Genomic DNA, 14,737 nt, shown 5'->3' on the forward strand with positions numbered 1-14,737 from the left:
GCGGGCGTACGGTGTTGATTGCCCGAACAGAGGATCTTTGTTCCGAGTTTTTTGCGCCGGCCCCGCCGGTTAGGTCAGAAGAAGATCGAGGCCCGGCGGCGGAGCTGGTCGTACAGCATGTTCTGGATGGTCTCGCGGACCTGGTCGGTCAGGTTGAGCACGGTCATGTGGTCGTCGGCCTGCTCCGGGTCGTACTCGTCCGTCATGATCGGCTCGCCGAACGCGATGATCCACTTGGACGGCAGCGGGACCAGGCCCAGCAGCCCGAACATCGGCCACGTCGGCGTGATCGGGAAGTACGGCAGGCCGAAGAGCCGGGCGATCGGCCGCAGGTCGGCGATCTTCGGGTAGATCTCCTCCGCGCCGACGATCGCGGCCGGGATGATCGGCACCTGGGCGCGCAGCGCGGTGGCGACGAAGCCGCCGCGGCCGAACCGCTGCAGCTTGTACCGCTGGCTGTAGGGCTTGCCGACGCCCTTGAACCCCTCGGGGAACACGCCGACCACCTCGCGCTTGGCCAGCAGCCGGGCCGCGTCGGCCTGGCAGGCGAGCGTGTGCCCGCTCTTGCGGGCCAGGTGGGCCAGCCCCGGGATCTGGTACACGAGGTCGGCGCCGAGCAGCCGGAGGTTGCGCTTGGCCGGGTGGTGGTCGTGCAGGCCGACCTGGAGCATGACGCCGTCCAGCGGAAGCGTGCCGGAGTGGTTGCCGACGACCAGCGCGGGCCCGGTGTCCGGGACGTTCTCCAGCCCGAACATCTCCACGCGGAACCACCGCTCGTACAGCTGACGGGCGAGCGGCATCAGCAGCGTGTCGTTCAGCTCCGGGTCGAAACCGAACTCGTCGACGTGGTAGTCGCCGCCCAGCCGGCGGCGTACGAAGCGCAGCGCCGACGCGATCTTCTCCTCCAGCTCCCCGGGTGGCTGGGTGCGGTGTTCGGGCGTGCCGCCGTGAAGTGGGATCACCTCGGCCTCGTGCCCCATCACCGCTCTCGCTTCCTCGGACATCAGACTGCGGTCACCTCCTGCTGAAGCCCCCTACCCCGCCGGTGACCAGGTCAAAGATTTCCGTACGCAGGCTTCGCCCGAGCCCCTGCGAATCGATGAAGTCGGCGAAGGCCTCTTCGGAGCTGTACTTCGGACGCCAGGACAGTTCGGACGTCAGACGGGCCGTGTCGATGACCCGGCCGTAGGTCAGCCAGCGCAGCAGTTCGGGCGAGAAGCCCTTCAGCCCGCCGAACCGGCGGCCGACGTCGCCGAGCGTCTGCACGGCGGGCGACGGGAGCCGGACGATCGGCCGACCGGCCCGGCGCAGGGCCTGGGACAGCAGCACGACGCCGTCGCCGGCCGCGTTGAAGCAGCCGGGATGGTCCTCCACGGCCATCCGGCGCAGGATCTCGACACCGTCGTCCTCGTGGATGAACTGCAGCCGCGGGTCGAACCCGAGCACCGTCGCCACCACCGGCATGTGGAAGTAGCGGCTGAGCGGGTTGTCGACGTTCGGCCCGAGGAAGTTCGCGAAGCGCAGCACGGAGACCAGCAGGTCGGACCGGCGCCGGGCCAGCCCCCGGACGTACCCCTCGACCTCGACCGCGTCCCTGGCGTAGCCGTGCGCCGGCGGCGCCACCGGCTCGTCGAGCTCGGTGAACACGGCCGGGTCACGAGGCGACGAACCGTACACCGCCGCCGACGACCGCACCACCAGCTTGCGCATGACGGCGGACCGCTGGCAGGCGGCCAGCAGCTGCATCGTGCCGATGACGTTGACTTCCTTGGTCGCCATCCGCGCGGCCGCGGTCATCGTCACGAGGTTCAGGTGCACGACGGTGTCGACGCGCGCCGAATCTATGATCTTCGCGATGCTCGGCGTGCGGATGTCGACACGGACGAACTCGGTGCGCCCGAGGGACGCCTCGGGCGGCACGGTGTCGACGCCGATGACCCGCTCGATGCTCGGCTCGGCCTGCAGCGCCTCGGCCACCCGTGCTCCCAGCCACCGGGAAACGCCCGTGACCAGGACCACCCGGCTCGCGCCGGGGCCGGACGCTGTACTCGCGGAGGGACGCGTCGACGGCACCGGTGTCCCCCCATCCGTGGACGGCTGCGTTACTTCTTGTTGCGACGCTGGATGCGCGTCTTCTTCAGCAGCTTACGGTGCTTCTTCTTGGCCATGCGCTTACGACGCTTCTTGATGACAGAGCCCACGGAACCCTCACTCGATGATCAGCAGGAGACGGGCGATCAGCACCCTTGGCGGGCACATGGCCCGGTGCCCAAGGGTACCGCCGCCGCGACGCCGATCGGTCGTGGGCCGCCGCCACTCGCCGCGAAGGCCGCCGCCTTCCGGTGAGGAACGTGAGCGTCAGCCCGCTTCGATGTACGCGTCCCGCAGATAGTCGTGGACAGCCTGCTCTGGTACGCGGAACGAACGTCCCACGCGAATCGCCGGTAGTTCTCCCGAGTGAACGAGGCGGTATACGGTCATCTTGGACACCCGCATCACCGCAGCCACCTCGGCCACAGTCAGGAACCTGACCTCGCTCAGAGGTCGCTCGCCTGAGCTCATCGGACGCCCTCTTCCACACGCCGCGCGTCAGACCTTTGGGTGACTTTGATCACGGCCGTGTACTTTCCTCCAGCGTAAATCGTGATTCCCGAGTCGCAAGAGGGGAGTTCAATCAATCAGGCTCGAATGTGTCAAAAGATACACAGTGAGCGGGGTGTAGTGATCCGGGAGCACGTTGTCGTCGAGGGGAACCACGGTACGAACCCTCCCCTCCGCCTCCCCCGCGAACAGGGCCGGATCATTACAGTCCGCGAACCCGACCGTGTCGACGCCCGCCTGGCCCGCCGCGCCCGCCCATCCGTGGTCCGCGATGACCAGATCCGGCCAGGGTCCGCCTTCGTCGGAAAGTTCTCGCAAAATCGCGCGCATGGGGTCCGCGTCGTGCGTATGGCGCAGGTCCGCGCCGGTGGCCAGCGTCGCGACGCCCTCCACATAGCGGATCTCCCGCCGCTCCACGCCGGACGCCGTCCGCACGTCGCAGGCCCAGCCGGACGCGGGCGTCGGCACCCGGCAGCCGCGCGCCCGCAGCGCCCGGCCCACCGCGCGGTACACCGGCAGCAGCCCGTCCGGATGCCCGGTGGCCAGCAGCACCGTCTCCCGGCGCTCCGCCGCCCGCGCGAGCCGGCCCGCCAGGGCCTCCAGGGCGTCGATCGTCCGGTCCGGGTCGATCGTGTCGTCGCCGTACAGATGCGCCGGATCCGGGTCGATCCCGCACCTGTCCACCATCAGCGCGAAGATCTGCTCGAACCCCCAGTCCCGCTCCAGCTCGAGCCCGAACAGGTAGTCCGGTTTACGCGCCGCCATCCGCCGGTAGTGCAGGAGGTTGCCCTGGCGCGGCGTGGCGACCACCCCGGCGATCAGCGTACGGACCAGGTGCTCGCGCAGCTCGTCGCGGGTCGGGACCGGCTGATCGGCAAGGCTCACGGCATCGGGTCCAGGCCGTGCTCCGGGAACACCGCCTGCCGCGTCGCCTGAATCGCCCGGTCCACCGGATCCGCCGGGTCGTACCCGCTCGCCCACGGTCGCACCTCCGTGTTCGCTCCGTCGGTCATGCGTTCGGGCGCCCGCTCCCCCGTTCGGCTTCGTACGAGCTCCCGCCAGGACTCCGGGGTCGGCGTGTCGGGCGGGATCGGCCGGCCCGACGCCTCGGCGAGCAGGTGGGTCCAGGCGCGCGGCACGACGTGGACGAGCTCGTACCCGCCCCCGCCGGTCAGGACCCAGCGGCCACCGGCCGTCTCGTGGGCCAGCCGGTGCAGCGCCGCGTACGCGGCGCGCTGCCCGTCGACGCTCAGCGTCAGGTGGGCGAGGGGATCGAGCTCGTGGCTGTCGCAGCCCTGCTGGGTGACCAGGATCTGCGGCTGGAACTCGCACAGGAGCGGCGGGACCACCGCGTCGAAGGCGCGCAGCCAGTGCCGGTCGCCGCTGCCGGGCGGCAGGGCGACGTTGACCGACGTGCCCCGCGCCCCCGTCTCCTTCGGCAGCCCGGTGCCGGGGAAGAGCGTCCGCGGCGTCTCGTGCAGGCTGATCGTCATGACGCGCGGGTCGTCGTAGAACGCCGCCTGGACACCGTCGCCGTGGTGCACGTCGACGTCCACGTACGCGACGCGCTCCGCGCCCTGGGCGAGCAGCCAGGCGATCGCGATCGCCGGGTCGTTGTAGACGCAGAACCCCGACGCCGCGCCGTGCATGGCGTGGTGCAGCCCGCCGGCGATGTTGGCCGCGTGCTCGGCCTCACCCGTCCAGACGGCCCGCGCCGCCGCCACCGAGGCGCCGGCCACCAGCGCGGAGGCGTCGTGCATGCCGGGGAAGACCGGGTTGTCGGCCAGGCCCAGGCCCCGCGCGACGTCGAGCCGCTCCCGGCGCACCGCCTCGATGTAGGCCGGATCGTGCACCAGGGTCAGCAGCGCGTCGTCGGCCGGCTCGAACCCCTCGACCGACACGTGCGGCGCGTCGAACACGCCCAGTTCGCGGGCGAGCGCCATCGTCAGCTCGACGCGGACGGGATTCATCGGGTGCTCGTCCCCGAAGTCGTACGTCACCAGGCGGTCGTCCCAGAAGACCCGAAACGAGGCACTCACCGCTGTTACCTCCCGACCGCGCCCGCGAAGCGTCCACCGGTCACGGTACCGGTAGGCTGCGCGCCCATGGCGCTCGAGATGCGCGGCGCGTGCCAACGCTGCGCCGCCCCCCTGGACCAGAACGGCCTCGCCTACATCTGCAGCTACGAGTGCTCCTACTGCGGGCCGTGCACCCGGATGCTGTCCCACGTCTGCCCCACGTGCAGCGGTGAACTCGTCCGCCGACCCACCCGCGTCTGACTTTTTTCTCCTGATCCGGCCTCAGGGCGGGAACCGGCCTTCTCCGGGCGGGCAACAACGGTCGTCCTGACCGAAAGCCGAGAGGCCGGAGTATGAGCGAGACCAGCCGGACCGCCACGGAGGCCGACGACGCCTCCGTGATCGAGCGGTCCCGGCGAGAGCCCGAGGTGTTCGCCGAGGTGTTCCGTCGGCACGCACCCGACATCAAGCGGTACGTCACCCGCCGCCTGGGCGCGGACGCCGCCGAGGACGTCGTCGCGGAGACCTTCCTGGCGGCGTTCCGGCAGCGCGACCGGTACGACCTGACCCGGTCGAGCGCGCGTCCCTGGCTGTACGGCATCGCGACCAACCGGATCGGCCGCCACCAGCGCACCGAGGTGCGGCAGTTGCGGGCCCTCGATCGGACCGGGGTCGACCCGGTCACCGATCCGTTCACCCGCTCCGACGAGCGGGTGGCCGCCGTGGCCGTACGGCGGCGCCTGGCCGCCGCCCTGAGGAGGCTGCCCGCCGGTCACCGCGACGCGCTGTTGCTGGTGACCTGGGGCGAGCTGGGCTACCAGGAGGCCGCCCAGGCGCTCGGGGTGCCGATCGGAACGGTGCGCTCCCGCGTCAATCGGGCCCGGAAGAAGCTACGCGCGGAACTCGGCGGCGTCGATCCCACTTCTGTCAGCGAGGAAGTCGAACATGGATGAGATGACCCAGCTCAACCTGCTGCGCGCGGAGGTGCCCCGGCCCGCCCTGGCGGACCTGCGCGCCGAGGAGAACCGGCTGCTGTCCGAGATGGTGGCCCCCGGGTCGGCCCGGCTGCCGCGGCCGGCCCGTCCGGGACGGGCGTGGCCGCTGCGGATCGGCCTGGGCGCCGTCGCGACCGGGCTGGCCGCCGCGGCGGTCGCCGGGATCGTGGTCACGGGCGGCGGTTCGGGCGATCCGAAGGCGTCGTACACGCCGATGGCCGTGCCGGTGGCGGTCGTGCAGACCCTCGACCGCGCGGCCGACGCCGCGACCAGGCAGCGTGAGCTGCACCCCAGGCCCGGCCAGTTCCTGGTCGTCGAGTCGCAGGCGGACGAGACCTCGGACCTGAGCAACGCGAAGGGCCACTTCCGCTACCTGGCCTGCTCCCGCCGGAAGATCTGGCTGCCCGTCGAGGGCCGGGCCACGGGCGGCGTCCTGACGGAGACCGTCCTGCCGCCCAAGCCGTACGGGAAGTGGCCGATCCCGCCCGAGGCCGAGAAGGAGGTCGGCACGTCGGGGCCGGCGCGAGCGGCGGATTTCGACAACAGGGCCGAGTACCTGCGCAACGACTACGCGTACCTCAGCCGGCTGCCGGCCGACCCCCAGGGCATGCGCGCCCACCTCTACGACCATCTGAAGCCGGGGACCCTGGAAGGCGACCGGGAGGCGTGGTCCCGGGTCGGCGCCATGCTGACGGAGGCGTACATGCCGGCCGCACAGCGCGCGGCGCTGTTCCGCGCCGCCGCGACCGTCCCGGGGGCACAGGCCGTGGGGCGCGCCGAGGACGCCGCGGGTCGTCAGGGCATCGCGATCGCCCGGACCGACGAGGACGCGGGCGAGCGGACGGAGTACATCTTCGACCCGAAGACGTACCTGTTCCTCGGCCGGCGAGCGGTGGTGACGGACGCGGAGAAGGGCCAGGCGCCCGTCGGCACCGTCACGGAGTCGACCGCTCAGCTGAAGGTGACCGTCGCGGACAGCGCGCCGAAGGTCACGGGCGGCTGACGAGGACGGGCTCGGGTTCGGCGCCGATCGTGCGGGCACGGCCGGCGCCGAGGCCGGGCACCACGAGGATCACCGACACGACCAGCAGGATGACCGACGGAACGCTCCAGCCGTGCGTGGCGTCGTGCACCGCGCCGACGGCGAGCGGGCCCAGCGCGGCGATCACGTAGCCGACGCCCTGCGCCATCCCCGACAACTGCGCGGCCACGTGCGCGTCGGCGGCGCGCAGGCCGATGAAGGACAGGGCGGTGGCGAAGCCGACGCCCTGTCCGAGCCCGAGCACGATGATCCACAGCCAGACCGAGCCGATCGGCGCCCAGGCGGTGCCGGAGAAGCCGATCAGGCAGAGCACCCCGACCAGGACGACGAGGGGCCGCTGGTCGCGCAGCCGGCGCTCGATCACCGGGACGGCCAGCGCGCCGACCGCCTGGAGGAGGCTGGTGACGCCGAGGGCGTAGCCGGCCGCCGTCTCGCTCAGTCCCCGGTCCTGGCAGAGGGTCGGCAGCCAGCCGGAGACGACGTACGCCAGCAGCGACTGGACGCCCATGAACGCGGTGACCTGCCAGGCCAGCCCGGACCGCCAGACCTGCGGCGAGCCTTCGGCGGCCGGTACCGCGGCGGCGGCCCGGCGGGCGCGCGGCAACCAGGCCAGCGCGGCCAGGGCCGCGGGGATGGCCAGCAGCGCGAGGGGAAGCCGCCAGGAGGACCCGGTGGCGTGCTCGATCGGCACCGCGACGCTCGAGGAGACCGCCGCGCCGACGGTCACCGCGATCGTGTAGACGGCCGTGACCGCCATGATCGCCTGGGGGTGGTCCCGCTTGATGATCGACGGGACGGCGATGTTGCCGACGCTGATCGCGATCCCGGCCAGGAGCGCCCCGCCGAACAGGGCGACCTGGGACGGCAGCACGCGCACCAGCAGCGCGACGACGAGCACGAGCATGCTGACGACCAGCAGGCGTTCGCCGCGCGGCGACCGCCGCAGCAGGGGCAGCACCAGGCCGAACGAGCCGAAGAAGACCAGCGGGAGCGTGGTCAGCGCGCCGGCCGCCGCGCCGGAGAGGTGCAGGTCATCCTGGATCTGGCTGAGCAGCGGACCGACCGCGACGATCGCGGGACGCAGGTTGAGCGCGACGAGGACGATCAGGGCGATGCCGGCGTAGCGCCTCACAGCACGTCCTCCAAGGCGCGAAGGGTGGGTTCGACGACGCGGGCCGCCGCGCGGCCGGCCGCCTCGGCGTCGCGGTCGGCGATCGCCGCGAGCACGGCGTGGTGCGGCTCGGGGCCGCCCTCGGGCAGATCGCGGTCCTCGCGGAGGGCGCTCAGCGACTCGCGCAGCCGATGCCGGAAGAACCGGAACGCCTCGGTCAGCAGCGCGTTCCGCGCGGTCTCGGCGACGCCCAGGTGGAACCGGGAGTCCGCCTCGCCGAAGGCCTCGGGGGCCTCGGCGGCGTCGCGGTCGCGCAGGAGGCCCTCGAGCCGCCGCAGATCCTCGGGCGTACGGCGCACGGCGGCGAGCTTGGCCGCCTGGACGTCATAGGCGAGCTGAACCTCGAACACGTCCCGCAGCGACGCCCGCTCGACCCGCCGCAGCAGCGGCCGGGGGTCGGCGGCGCTGCGCACGTAGGTGCCGTCGCCGCGCCGGACCTCGAGCACGCCGACGTGGCTCAGGGCGCGGATGGCCTCCCGTACGGCGGGCCGGCTGACCCGCAGCCGGGCGCTGAGCTCGTGCTCCCCGGGAATGCGGGCACCGACCGCCCAGGCGCCGGAGGCGACCTGGTCGTGCATCTGATCGAGTACGGCATCGACGGCGGACGCGCGTTCGACCGGCTGCAACGGCACGTCAGACCTCCTCTTGAATTTGCCAGATGTCAGACATGTAGCGCTTAACTCTACATGTTTGTGACGTGAGGAACCGGACATGTGGGGCATCTAACTAACTAGGTGACTCCTGGCGCAGGAGGCGGTTGCCATGACGTACGTCGCAGATGCCGAACTCCCCCCGTACGAGCGGACCCCCAGCTCCCAGAGCCGCGCGCTGGCCGCGGCCATCCGGCTGGGGGTCCGGCCCTTCTCCGGCCGCGTCAAGGGCAGGCCGACCGGCGTCCGGGTGTGGCGCACCCTCCTGGGCGCGGGTTCGCACTGCCTGCGCGCCGACCCCCGCGTCCACGTCGAGCCCTTCAGCGATCCCTGTGTCGACCTCCCGGCGATCCGGCGCCCGGTCCGCGGCGAGTGGCTGCGGCCGCCCGGCGGTGACGCGAGCCGTGGCGTGGTCCTGTACCTGCACGGCGGCGCGTACGCGATCTGCTCGCCCCGCACGCACCGGGTGATCACCACCCGGTTGGCCATGGACACGGGGATGCCCGTGTTCGCGCCGCGCTACCGGCAGGCGCCGGAGCATCCGTTCCCGGCGGCGTTCGAGGACGCTCTGGACGCGTACCGCCTGCTGCTGGCCCGCGGCCTGCCGCCCGAGCGGATCACCGTGGTGGGCGACTCCTCCGGTGGGCACCTGGCCGCCGCCCTGGCCGGCGAGGCGTGCCGCACGGACCTGCCGACACCCGGCAAGGTGGTGCTCTTCTCCCCCTGGATCGACCTGACCGGCGAACTGGCGCTGACCTCGCCGATGCTGCGCCGGGATCCGTTCATCGTCCCGGCGGTCGCGACGCGGTTCGGCCGGCTGTACGTGGGGGCCGGAGATTGGAACGATCCACGTCTGTCGCTCCTCACCTGCGCGAGCGCCGACCTGCCGCCCTTCCTCATCCAGGTCGGCGGGATCGAGGTGCTGCGGGACGAGGCGGAGAAGTTCGCCGACGTGCTGGCCGAGGCGGGGGCCGACTACGAGCTGCAGGTCTGGCCCGGCCAGATGCACGTGTTCCAGATGTTCAACGGCCTGATCCCGGAGGCGAGCGCGGCGATGCGGGAGGCCGCGCGCTTCATCCGCCGCGACGCCGACCACGGCTCCGTCCCCGAGGCCGCCTGACCCGCGAGCCATCCGGTGCCGTACGCGGGATGCGGCGCCCGGACCTCCCGCGCCCCGGACGGTGACACCTTCGACCGGTTGCGTACCCGCATGGGCCCCGCACGGTCGATCGGCTTCGCCATCGGCGCCGTGTGGTGCTGGATCGCGAGGAAGATCATGACCTTCGGTCACCGGTAGACAGAGCCGAAGCGACAAGAGCCATGGCCGGACGCCGGCCTCGGCCCCGAAGAGAGCGGCCCTCACCCGAGGGCCGCTCACTCTTACCGCTCCATCTGACGCGTCGTCGCCCGTACCCCGCCCGGTCGCATCGGCCGGCCGCGCTCCGTGTCAGCCGAGAGTGGCGGTGTCGATGACGAACCGGTAGCGGACGTCGGAGGCCAGGACACGCTCGTACGCCTCGTTGATCTGATTCGCTGAGATCAGCTCGATGTCGGCGCCGATGTGGTGCTCCGCGCAGAAGTCCAGCATCTCCTGCGTCTCGGCGATGCCGCCGATCATCGACCCGGCGTAGGAGCGCCGGCCGCTCAGGAGGGAGAACACGTTGACGCTCAGCGGCTCGGCGGGGGCGCCCACGTTGACCAAGGTGCCGTCGACGGCGAGCAGGCCGAGGTAGGCGTCGACGTCGATGGCCGCGCTGACGGTGTTGACGATCAGGTCGAACCGGCCGGCGAGCCGCTCGAACGTGTCGGGGTCGCCGGTGGCGTGGTAGTGGTCGGCCCCGAGCCGCAGGCCGTCCTCCTGCTTCTTGAGGGATTGCGAGAGCACGGTGACCTCGGCGCCCATGGCGTGGGCGATCTTGACGGCCAGGTGCCCGAGCCCGCCGAGGCCGACGACGGCGACCTTCCTGCCCGGCCCGGCTCCCCAGCGGCGCAGCGGCGAGTAGGTGGTGATGCCGGCGCACAGCAGCGGCGCCGCGGCCGCGGAGTCGATGCCCTCGGGCACCGACAGGACGAAGTCGGCGTCGACGACGACGTGCGTGGAGTAGCCGCCCTGCGTGACGGTCCCGTCCCGGTCGACGCCCGCGTAGGTGGGCACCATCCCGTCAAGGCAGTACTGCTCGTCACCGCCCCGGCAGTTGGCGCAGCGGCCGCAGGAGTTGACCATGCAGCCGACCCCGACGCGGTCGCCCACCTGGTGCCGGGTGACGGCGGCGCCGACCTCGGCGACGATGCCGACGATCTCGTGGCCGGGGACGACAGGGAAGGGCTGGGGGCCCCAGTCGCCGCTCACGGTGTGGATGTCGGAGTGACAGATGCCGGCGTACTTGATCTCGATGAGAACGTCATTGGGGCCGACGTCACGCCGTTCGATGGTCGTGGGGGCCAGCGGCTCGCCGGCGGCCGGTGCGGCATAGGCGTGGACACGCATGAAGATCGCTCCTTTGATCCGGGCCCGCTCCCCGAGAAGTCACGGGGCGGTCGCTACCCATCAAAAGCCCTGGTCCGGGCGGGAGGAAGGCACTGCTGAAGGGTGTACTGGCAGGGCACCCCTGGCCGGTGGAGCGCCGCCTAGCCTGGGAAGAGTGGACCATCGCAGCGAAGTCCGGGAGTTCCTGACCTCCCGCCGGGCCAAGATCACGCCGACGCAGGCCGGGCTGCCCTCCTACGGCATCCGCCGGGTGCCCGGCCTGCGCCGTGCCGAGGTCGCCCAGCTGGCCGGCGTCAGCGTGGAGTACTACTCCCGCCTGGAACGGGGCGACCTGTCCGGAGTCTCCGACAGCGTCCTGGACGCCCTGGCGCGCGCCCTGCGGCTGAACGACGAAGAGCGCACCCACCTGGAAGACCTGGCCCGCACCGCCGGACCCGGACCGCGCCGCCGGCGCCGCTCCGCCCCGCAGCAGGTACGGCCCACGGTGCAGCGGATGCTGGACGCCATGACCGACGCGCCCGCGCTCGTCATGAACGGCCGCGGCGACATCCTGGCCTTTAACGCTCTCGGCCGAGCGCTGTACGCTCCCATGATCGACGCAGCCGGCGGCGCGACCCCCAACCATGCCCGGTTCATCTTTCTCGATCGCAGGTCCCATCTTTTCTGGGGTGACTGGGACCGCGCCGCCGACGACACCGTCGCCCTCCTCCACGCCCAAGCCGGACGGGACCCCTACGACAAAGACCTCACCGACCTCGTCGGCGAACTCTGCACCCGCAGCGACGACTTCCGCACCCGCTGGGCCCGGCACGACGTCCGCCAGCACCACATCGGCGCCAAACCCTTCCACCACCCCGTCGTCGGCGACCTCCACCTCACCTACGAGTCCCTGGACCTGCCCGCCGACGGCCTCACCCTGGTGGTCTACGGCGCCGAACCCGGCAGCGACTCCGAAGACAGACTCCGCCTGCTCGCCAGCTGGGCGACCACACCCGGCCACGAGGCCCACAGCCTCCTCGAAGGCCCTTGAGCGCGCCGCCCGGCCGTTCTCGCGGCCGGGCGGCGGGCCCTGAGGCGGGTGTCCTTCAGGCAGCCGTCAGGCCGATCGCGCGCCGCGCCGCGGCGAGCGTCGGCGCGGCCAGGTCGCGGGCCTGCTCCGCCCCTTCGCGCAGGACCTTCTCCAGCCCCGAGCGGTCGGCGGCGATGACGGCGTACCGCTCCCGCAGCGGCTCGAGCAGCGCGATCACCGCGTCGGCGGTGTCCCGCTTCAGCTCGCCGTACGAGGAGTACGACAGCGCCTCGACCGGCGTGTCGGTGCACGCGGACAGGATGGCCAGGAGGTTGGACACGCCCGGCTTGCCCTCCGGGTCGTACGTCACGTCCGAGCCGGAGTCGGTGACCGCCCGCATGACCTTGCGCCGTACGACGTCGACGGGGTCGAGCAGGTAGATCGTTCCCGGCGAGTCCATCGACTTGCTCATCTTCCGCGACGGGTCGGCCAGGTCCATGACGCGCGCCGCGGCCTTCGGCAGCACCGCGCGGGGCGGGGTGAACACCGGCCCGTACGCCCGGTTGAAGCGCTCGGCCAGGTCACGGGCCAGCTCGAGGTGCTGGGACTGGTCCGCGCCGACCGGGACGTCGGTCGCCTGGTACAGCAGGATGTCGGCGGCCATCAGCGCCGGATAGGTGAGCAGCGACAGGCGCACCACCTCATGTCGGGCCGACTTCTCCTTGAACTGGATCATCCGCTGCATCTCGCCGTAGTGGGCGGTGCTCTCCAGCAGGTACGACAGTTCGGTGTGCGCGGGGACCGCGCTCTGCCGGAAGAACACGCACCGTTCCGGGTCGATGCCGGCCGCGACGGCCAGCCCGGCCAGCTCCAGCGCCCGCTCGTTCAGCAGCGCGGGGTCGTGCGGACTCGTGAGGGCGTGCAGGTCGGAGATCCCGTACACGTGATCCGTGCGGGCGGCGCCGGCGGTCAGGCGCAGCGCGGACGGCCGCAGCGCGCCCAGCAGGTTGCCGAGGGTCGGGCGGCCGGACGGGGTGAAGAGGCTGAGGACGCGGGCCACGGTGACTCCTTGTGAACAGGGCCACCGCACCCGGCGGAAAGAGAAACGGCCGCCGAGGCGGCGGCCGTCGAGTGGGTACGCGAGGAGAGGTCGGCCGCCGTCAGGCGACCCACCAGCTACTGCTGTTGAGCGTTCCTCGCATGGGCCCGATTGTAGCGCGGCAAAACGTCGTACCTCAGGGTGACCATCGCGGTATGACGGAAAATGTCGCGCTCGCCGTGCGGGGGCCGTTCGACCTGGCGGCGAGCATCCGGTTCCTGGAAGGGTTCACGCCGGCGGGCCGGCCGGACGCCGGGCGGCACCGGGGCGCGCTCGCGCTCGCCTTCCCCGCCGCGCCGTCCTGGCGTCCCGTGGGCGTACGGCTCCGTCAGGAGGGCGACACGGTCCACGCCGAGATCGAGGCGCACCCCGACGACGTGGCGCCGGCCGCCGAGCACGCCCGGCGGATCCTGTCGCTGGACGTCGACGGCACCGGCTTCGCCGCGCTCGACGACCCGCACGTCGTACGGCTCCGGGAGCGTTTCCCGGGCCTGCGGCCGGTGCTGTTCCACTCGCCGTACGAGGCGGCCTGCTGGACCGTGATCGGGCACCGCGTCCGGATGGCCCAGGCCGCCGGCATCAAGCAGCGCATGGCCGAGCGTCTCGGCGACGTCGTCGGCGGGGTGGCGGCCTTCCCGGGGCCGGAGCGGCTGCTCACCGTCACCGACGTGCCGGGGCTGCCGCCGGTCAAGATCGAGCGCCTGCACGGCATCGCCCGCGCCGCCCTCGACGGCGACCTGGAGGCCGACCGGCTGCGGGCGATGGAGACCGCGCAGGCCCTCGTCGAGCTGCAGCGGACCCCCGGCATCGGGCTGTTCTCCGCCGAGCTGATCCTCATCCGGGGCGCGGGGCACCCCGACGTCTTCCCCGCCTCCGAGCGGCGGCTGCACGACGAGATGGCCCACGAGTACGGCCTGCACGACCCCAGCCCGGCGCGCCTCGCGGCGATCGCCGAGGCCTGGCGGCCGTACCGGTCCTGGGTGGGGCTGCTGCTGCGCGCCCGGCGGGAGGCCGAGACCGCCGAGGTCGCCCGCGGCCGCCGCATCACCCGCTGAACGCCTGGTCGCCTGGCTTCGACGGGCCGGGCGGAAGGCTCGGCGAAGGGGCGCGCTGCCGGGCGGTTCACTCCGGTAAGGGAGCCGATCTCGGCGGCTTCACCGAGCGTTCGGCGCGCGGTGAGAGGGACGCGGCGCGGAATCCCTGGTGATTGCTGTCGTCTATGCGCAGCGATCGCCAGCCGTAGCTGTGGGAGACCCCGCCGCGCCCCTCACCCGCCGGTCGCCACTCGTGGCGACGTTCGCCAGAGGCCCAGCGCGGCGGCGATGGTCGCCACGGCCTCGGCCACGGCGGTGACGACCTTCTCGGCGTACCAGACCGGCTCGTACATGTTCGGCATCGGGCCGAGCGGCCCGACGTCGACGTACCGGTAGAGCAGGACGGCGGCGAGCGCGCTGGCCGCGACGACGAAGGCGATCCCGTACGTGAGGCGGGTCGCGCGGATGAGCACCAGCACGGCGACGAGCGCGGCCAGCGCTCCCTGGATCCAGAACAGCGTCCCCTCGGTGAGGCCGCCGCCCGACCCCATGTCCCCGGCCAGGTGGAAGTGGATGTACGCGTCGACCGCGAGCCCCGCGACGACGAGCAGGCGAAATATCAGGCCCATA

17 protein-coding genes are annotated in these 14,737 nt (G+C 72.2%); 6 read left to right on the plus strand and 11 right to left on the minus strand.

Features of this window, described 5'->3' with window-relative positions; all coding sequences use genetic code 11:
- Positions 1–74 precede the first annotated feature (74 nt).
- The 6 genes from AB0K82_RS21485 to AB0K82_RS21510 form a co-directional block, all read right to left on the minus strand.
- Complete coding sequence (locus AB0K82_RS21485) at positions 75–1,004, minus strand: lysophospholipid acyltransferase family protein (RefSeq protein ID WP_364399319.1); 930 nt, start codon at positions 1,002–1,004, stop codon at positions 75–77.
- A gap of 10 nt (positions 1,005–1,014) precedes the next feature.
- The gene (locus AB0K82_RS21490; protein WP_364399321.1) at positions 1,015–2,073 is read right to left on the minus strand and encodes an NAD-dependent epimerase/dehydratase family protein; all 1,059 of its coding nucleotides are present in this window, start codon (positions 2,071–2,073) and stop codon (positions 1,015–1,017) included.
- A 29-nt stretch (positions 2,074–2,102) separates the two neighbouring features.
- Positions 2,103–2,201, minus strand: coding sequence for an AURKAIP1/COX24 domain-containing protein (locus AB0K82_RS21495; protein ID WP_018654693.1), 99 nt, complete (start codon positions 2,199–2,201; stop codon positions 2,103–2,105).
- 157 nt (positions 2,202–2,358) lie between these two features.
- Positions 2,359–2,562 (minus strand): helix-turn-helix domain-containing protein, encoded by a 204-nt coding sequence (locus tag AB0K82_RS21500; RefSeq protein ID WP_187233448.1) that lies wholly within the window; start codon positions 2,560–2,562, stop codon positions 2,359–2,361.
- Positions 2,563–2,670: 108 nt separating this feature from the next.
- Positions 2,671–3,486, minus strand: a complete 816-nt coding sequence (locus tag AB0K82_RS21505) for a phosphatase (RefSeq protein WP_364399322.1) — start codon at positions 3,484–3,486, stop codon at positions 2,671–2,673.
- Positions 3,483–4,571, minus strand: a complete 1,089-nt coding sequence (locus tag AB0K82_RS21510) for an acetoin utilization protein AcuC (RefSeq protein WP_364399435.1) — start codon at positions 4,569–4,571, stop codon at positions 3,483–3,485. Before AB0K82_RS21510 ends, AB0K82_RS21505 begins: the two co-directional genes overlap by 4 nt.
- 135 nt (positions 4,572–4,706) lie before the next feature.
- Here AB0K82_RS21510 and AB0K82_RS21515 point away from each other — a divergent pair, with 135 nt between their 5' ends.
- From AB0K82_RS21515 to AB0K82_RS21525, 3 genes are all read left to right on the plus strand, one after another.
- The gene (locus tag AB0K82_RS21515; RefSeq protein WP_364399324.1) at positions 4,707–4,880 is read left to right on the plus strand and encodes a DUF1272 domain-containing protein; all 174 of its coding nucleotides are present in this window, start codon (positions 4,707–4,709) and stop codon (positions 4,878–4,880) included.
- A 92-nt stretch (positions 4,881–4,972) separates the two neighbouring features.
- A complete protein-coding gene (locus AB0K82_RS21520; protein ID WP_364399326.1) occupies positions 4,973–5,572 on the plus strand; it encodes an RNA polymerase sigma factor in 600 nt (199 codons plus the stop codon).
- The gene (locus AB0K82_RS21525; RefSeq protein ID WP_364399328.1) at positions 5,565–6,617 is read left to right on the plus strand and encodes a CU044_5270 family protein; all 1,053 of its coding nucleotides are present in this window, start codon (positions 5,565–5,567) and stop codon (positions 6,615–6,617) included. Before AB0K82_RS21520 ends, AB0K82_RS21525 begins: the two co-directional genes overlap by 8 nt.
- On the opposite strand, the gene AB0K82_RS21530 is transcribed toward AB0K82_RS21525, so the two are convergent.
- Entirely contained in the window at positions 6,604–7,788 is a 1,185-nt protein-coding gene (locus AB0K82_RS21530; protein ID WP_364399329.1) for an MFS transporter, read from the minus strand. The two genes, AB0K82_RS21525 and AB0K82_RS21530, sit on opposite strands and share 14 nt — an antisense overlap.
- Entirely contained in the window at positions 7,785–8,459 is a 675-nt protein-coding gene (locus AB0K82_RS21535) for an FCD domain-containing protein (protein ID WP_364399331.1), read from the minus strand. The genes AB0K82_RS21530 and AB0K82_RS21535 overlap by 4 nt, the downstream gene beginning before the upstream one ends.
- Before the next feature lie 130 nt (positions 8,460–8,589).
- Here AB0K82_RS21535 and AB0K82_RS21540 point away from each other — a divergent pair, with 130 nt between their 5' ends.
- Positions 8,590–9,597, plus strand: coding sequence for an alpha/beta hydrolase (locus tag AB0K82_RS21540; RefSeq protein WP_364399333.1), 1,008 nt, complete (start codon positions 8,590–8,592; stop codon positions 9,595–9,597).
- 327 nt (positions 9,598–9,924) lie between these two features.
- On the opposite strand, the gene AB0K82_RS21545 is transcribed toward AB0K82_RS21540, so the two are convergent.
- A complete protein-coding gene (locus AB0K82_RS21545) occupies positions 9,925–10,965 on the minus strand; it encodes an NAD(P)-dependent alcohol dehydrogenase (protein WP_364399335.1) in 1,041 nt (346 codons plus the stop codon).
- A 154-nt stretch (positions 10,966–11,119) separates the two neighbouring features.
- On the opposite strand from AB0K82_RS21545, the gene AB0K82_RS21550 reads away from it, so the two are divergent.
- Complete coding sequence (locus tag AB0K82_RS21550) at positions 11,120–11,995, plus strand: helix-turn-helix transcriptional regulator (protein ID WP_364399337.1); 876 nt, start codon at positions 11,120–11,122, stop codon at positions 11,993–11,995.
- Between the two features lie 55 nt (positions 11,996–12,050).
- Here AB0K82_RS21550 and trpS read toward each other — a convergent pair whose 3' ends face one another.
- Positions 12,051–13,034 (minus strand): tryptophan--tRNA ligase, encoded by a 984-nt coding sequence (gene trpS, locus AB0K82_RS21555; RefSeq protein ID WP_364399339.1) that lies wholly within the window; start codon positions 13,032–13,034, stop codon positions 12,051–12,053.
- 194 nt (positions 13,035–13,228) lie between these two features.
- Between trpS and AB0K82_RS21560 the strand changes: the two genes are divergently transcribed.
- Entirely contained in the window at positions 13,229–14,128 is a 900-nt protein-coding gene (locus tag AB0K82_RS21560) for a hypothetical protein (protein WP_364399341.1), read from the plus strand.
- A gap of 212 nt (positions 14,129–14,340) precedes the next feature.
- Here AB0K82_RS21560 and AB0K82_RS21565 read toward each other — a convergent pair whose 3' ends face one another.
- Complete coding sequence (locus tag AB0K82_RS21565) at positions 14,341–14,736, minus strand: hypothetical protein (RefSeq protein WP_364399343.1); 396 nt, start codon at positions 14,734–14,736, stop codon at positions 14,341–14,343.
- Between the last annotated feature and the right edge of the window lies 1 nt (position 14,737).

It is taken from the genome of Actinoallomurus sp. NPDC052274 (genome assembly GCF_040679475.1).
Taxonomy (GTDB): domain Bacteria; phylum Actinomycetota; class Actinomycetes; order Streptosporangiales; family Streptosporangiaceae; genus Actinoallomurus; species Actinoallomurus liliacearum.

Coding starts and splice junctions, on each gene's coding strand:
- AB0K82_RS21485 (WP_364399319.1), bottom strand. CDS start 1,004: ATGTCCGAGGAAGCGAGAGCGGTGATGGGGCACGAGGCCGAGGTGATC.
- AB0K82_RS21500 (WP_187233448.1), bottom strand. CDS start 2,562: ATGAGCTCAGGCGAGCGACCTCTGAGCGAGGTCAGGTTCCTGACTGTG.
- AB0K82_RS21510 (WP_364399435.1), bottom strand. CDS start 4,571: ATGAATCCCGTCCGCGTCGAGCTGACGATGGCGCTCGCCCGCGAACTG.
- AB0K82_RS21515 (WP_364399324.1), top strand. CDS start 4,707: ATGGCGCTCGAGATGCGCGGCGCGTGCCAACGCTGCGCCGCCCCCCTG.
- AB0K82_RS21520 (WP_364399326.1), top strand. CDS start 4,973: ATGAGCGAGACCAGCCGGACCGCCACGGAGGCCGACGACGCCTCCGTG.
- AB0K82_RS21525 (WP_364399328.1), top strand. CDS start 5,565: ATGGATGAGATGACCCAGCTCAACCTGCTGCGCGCGGAGGTGCCCCGG.
- AB0K82_RS21540 (WP_364399333.1), top strand. CDS start 8,590: ATGACGTACGTCGCAGATGCCGAACTCCCCCCGTACGAGCGGACCCCC.
- AB0K82_RS21545 (WP_364399335.1), bottom strand. CDS start 10,965: ATGCGTGTCCACGCCTATGCCGCACCGGCCGCCGGCGAGCCGCTGGCC.
- AB0K82_RS21560 (WP_364399341.1), top strand. CDS start 13,229: ATGACGGAAAATGTCGCGCTCGCCGTGCGGGGGCCGTTCGACCTGGCG.
- AB0K82_RS21565 (WP_364399343.1), bottom strand. CDS start 14,736: ATGGGCCTGATATTTCGCCTGCTCGTCGTCGCGGGGCTCGCGGTCGAC.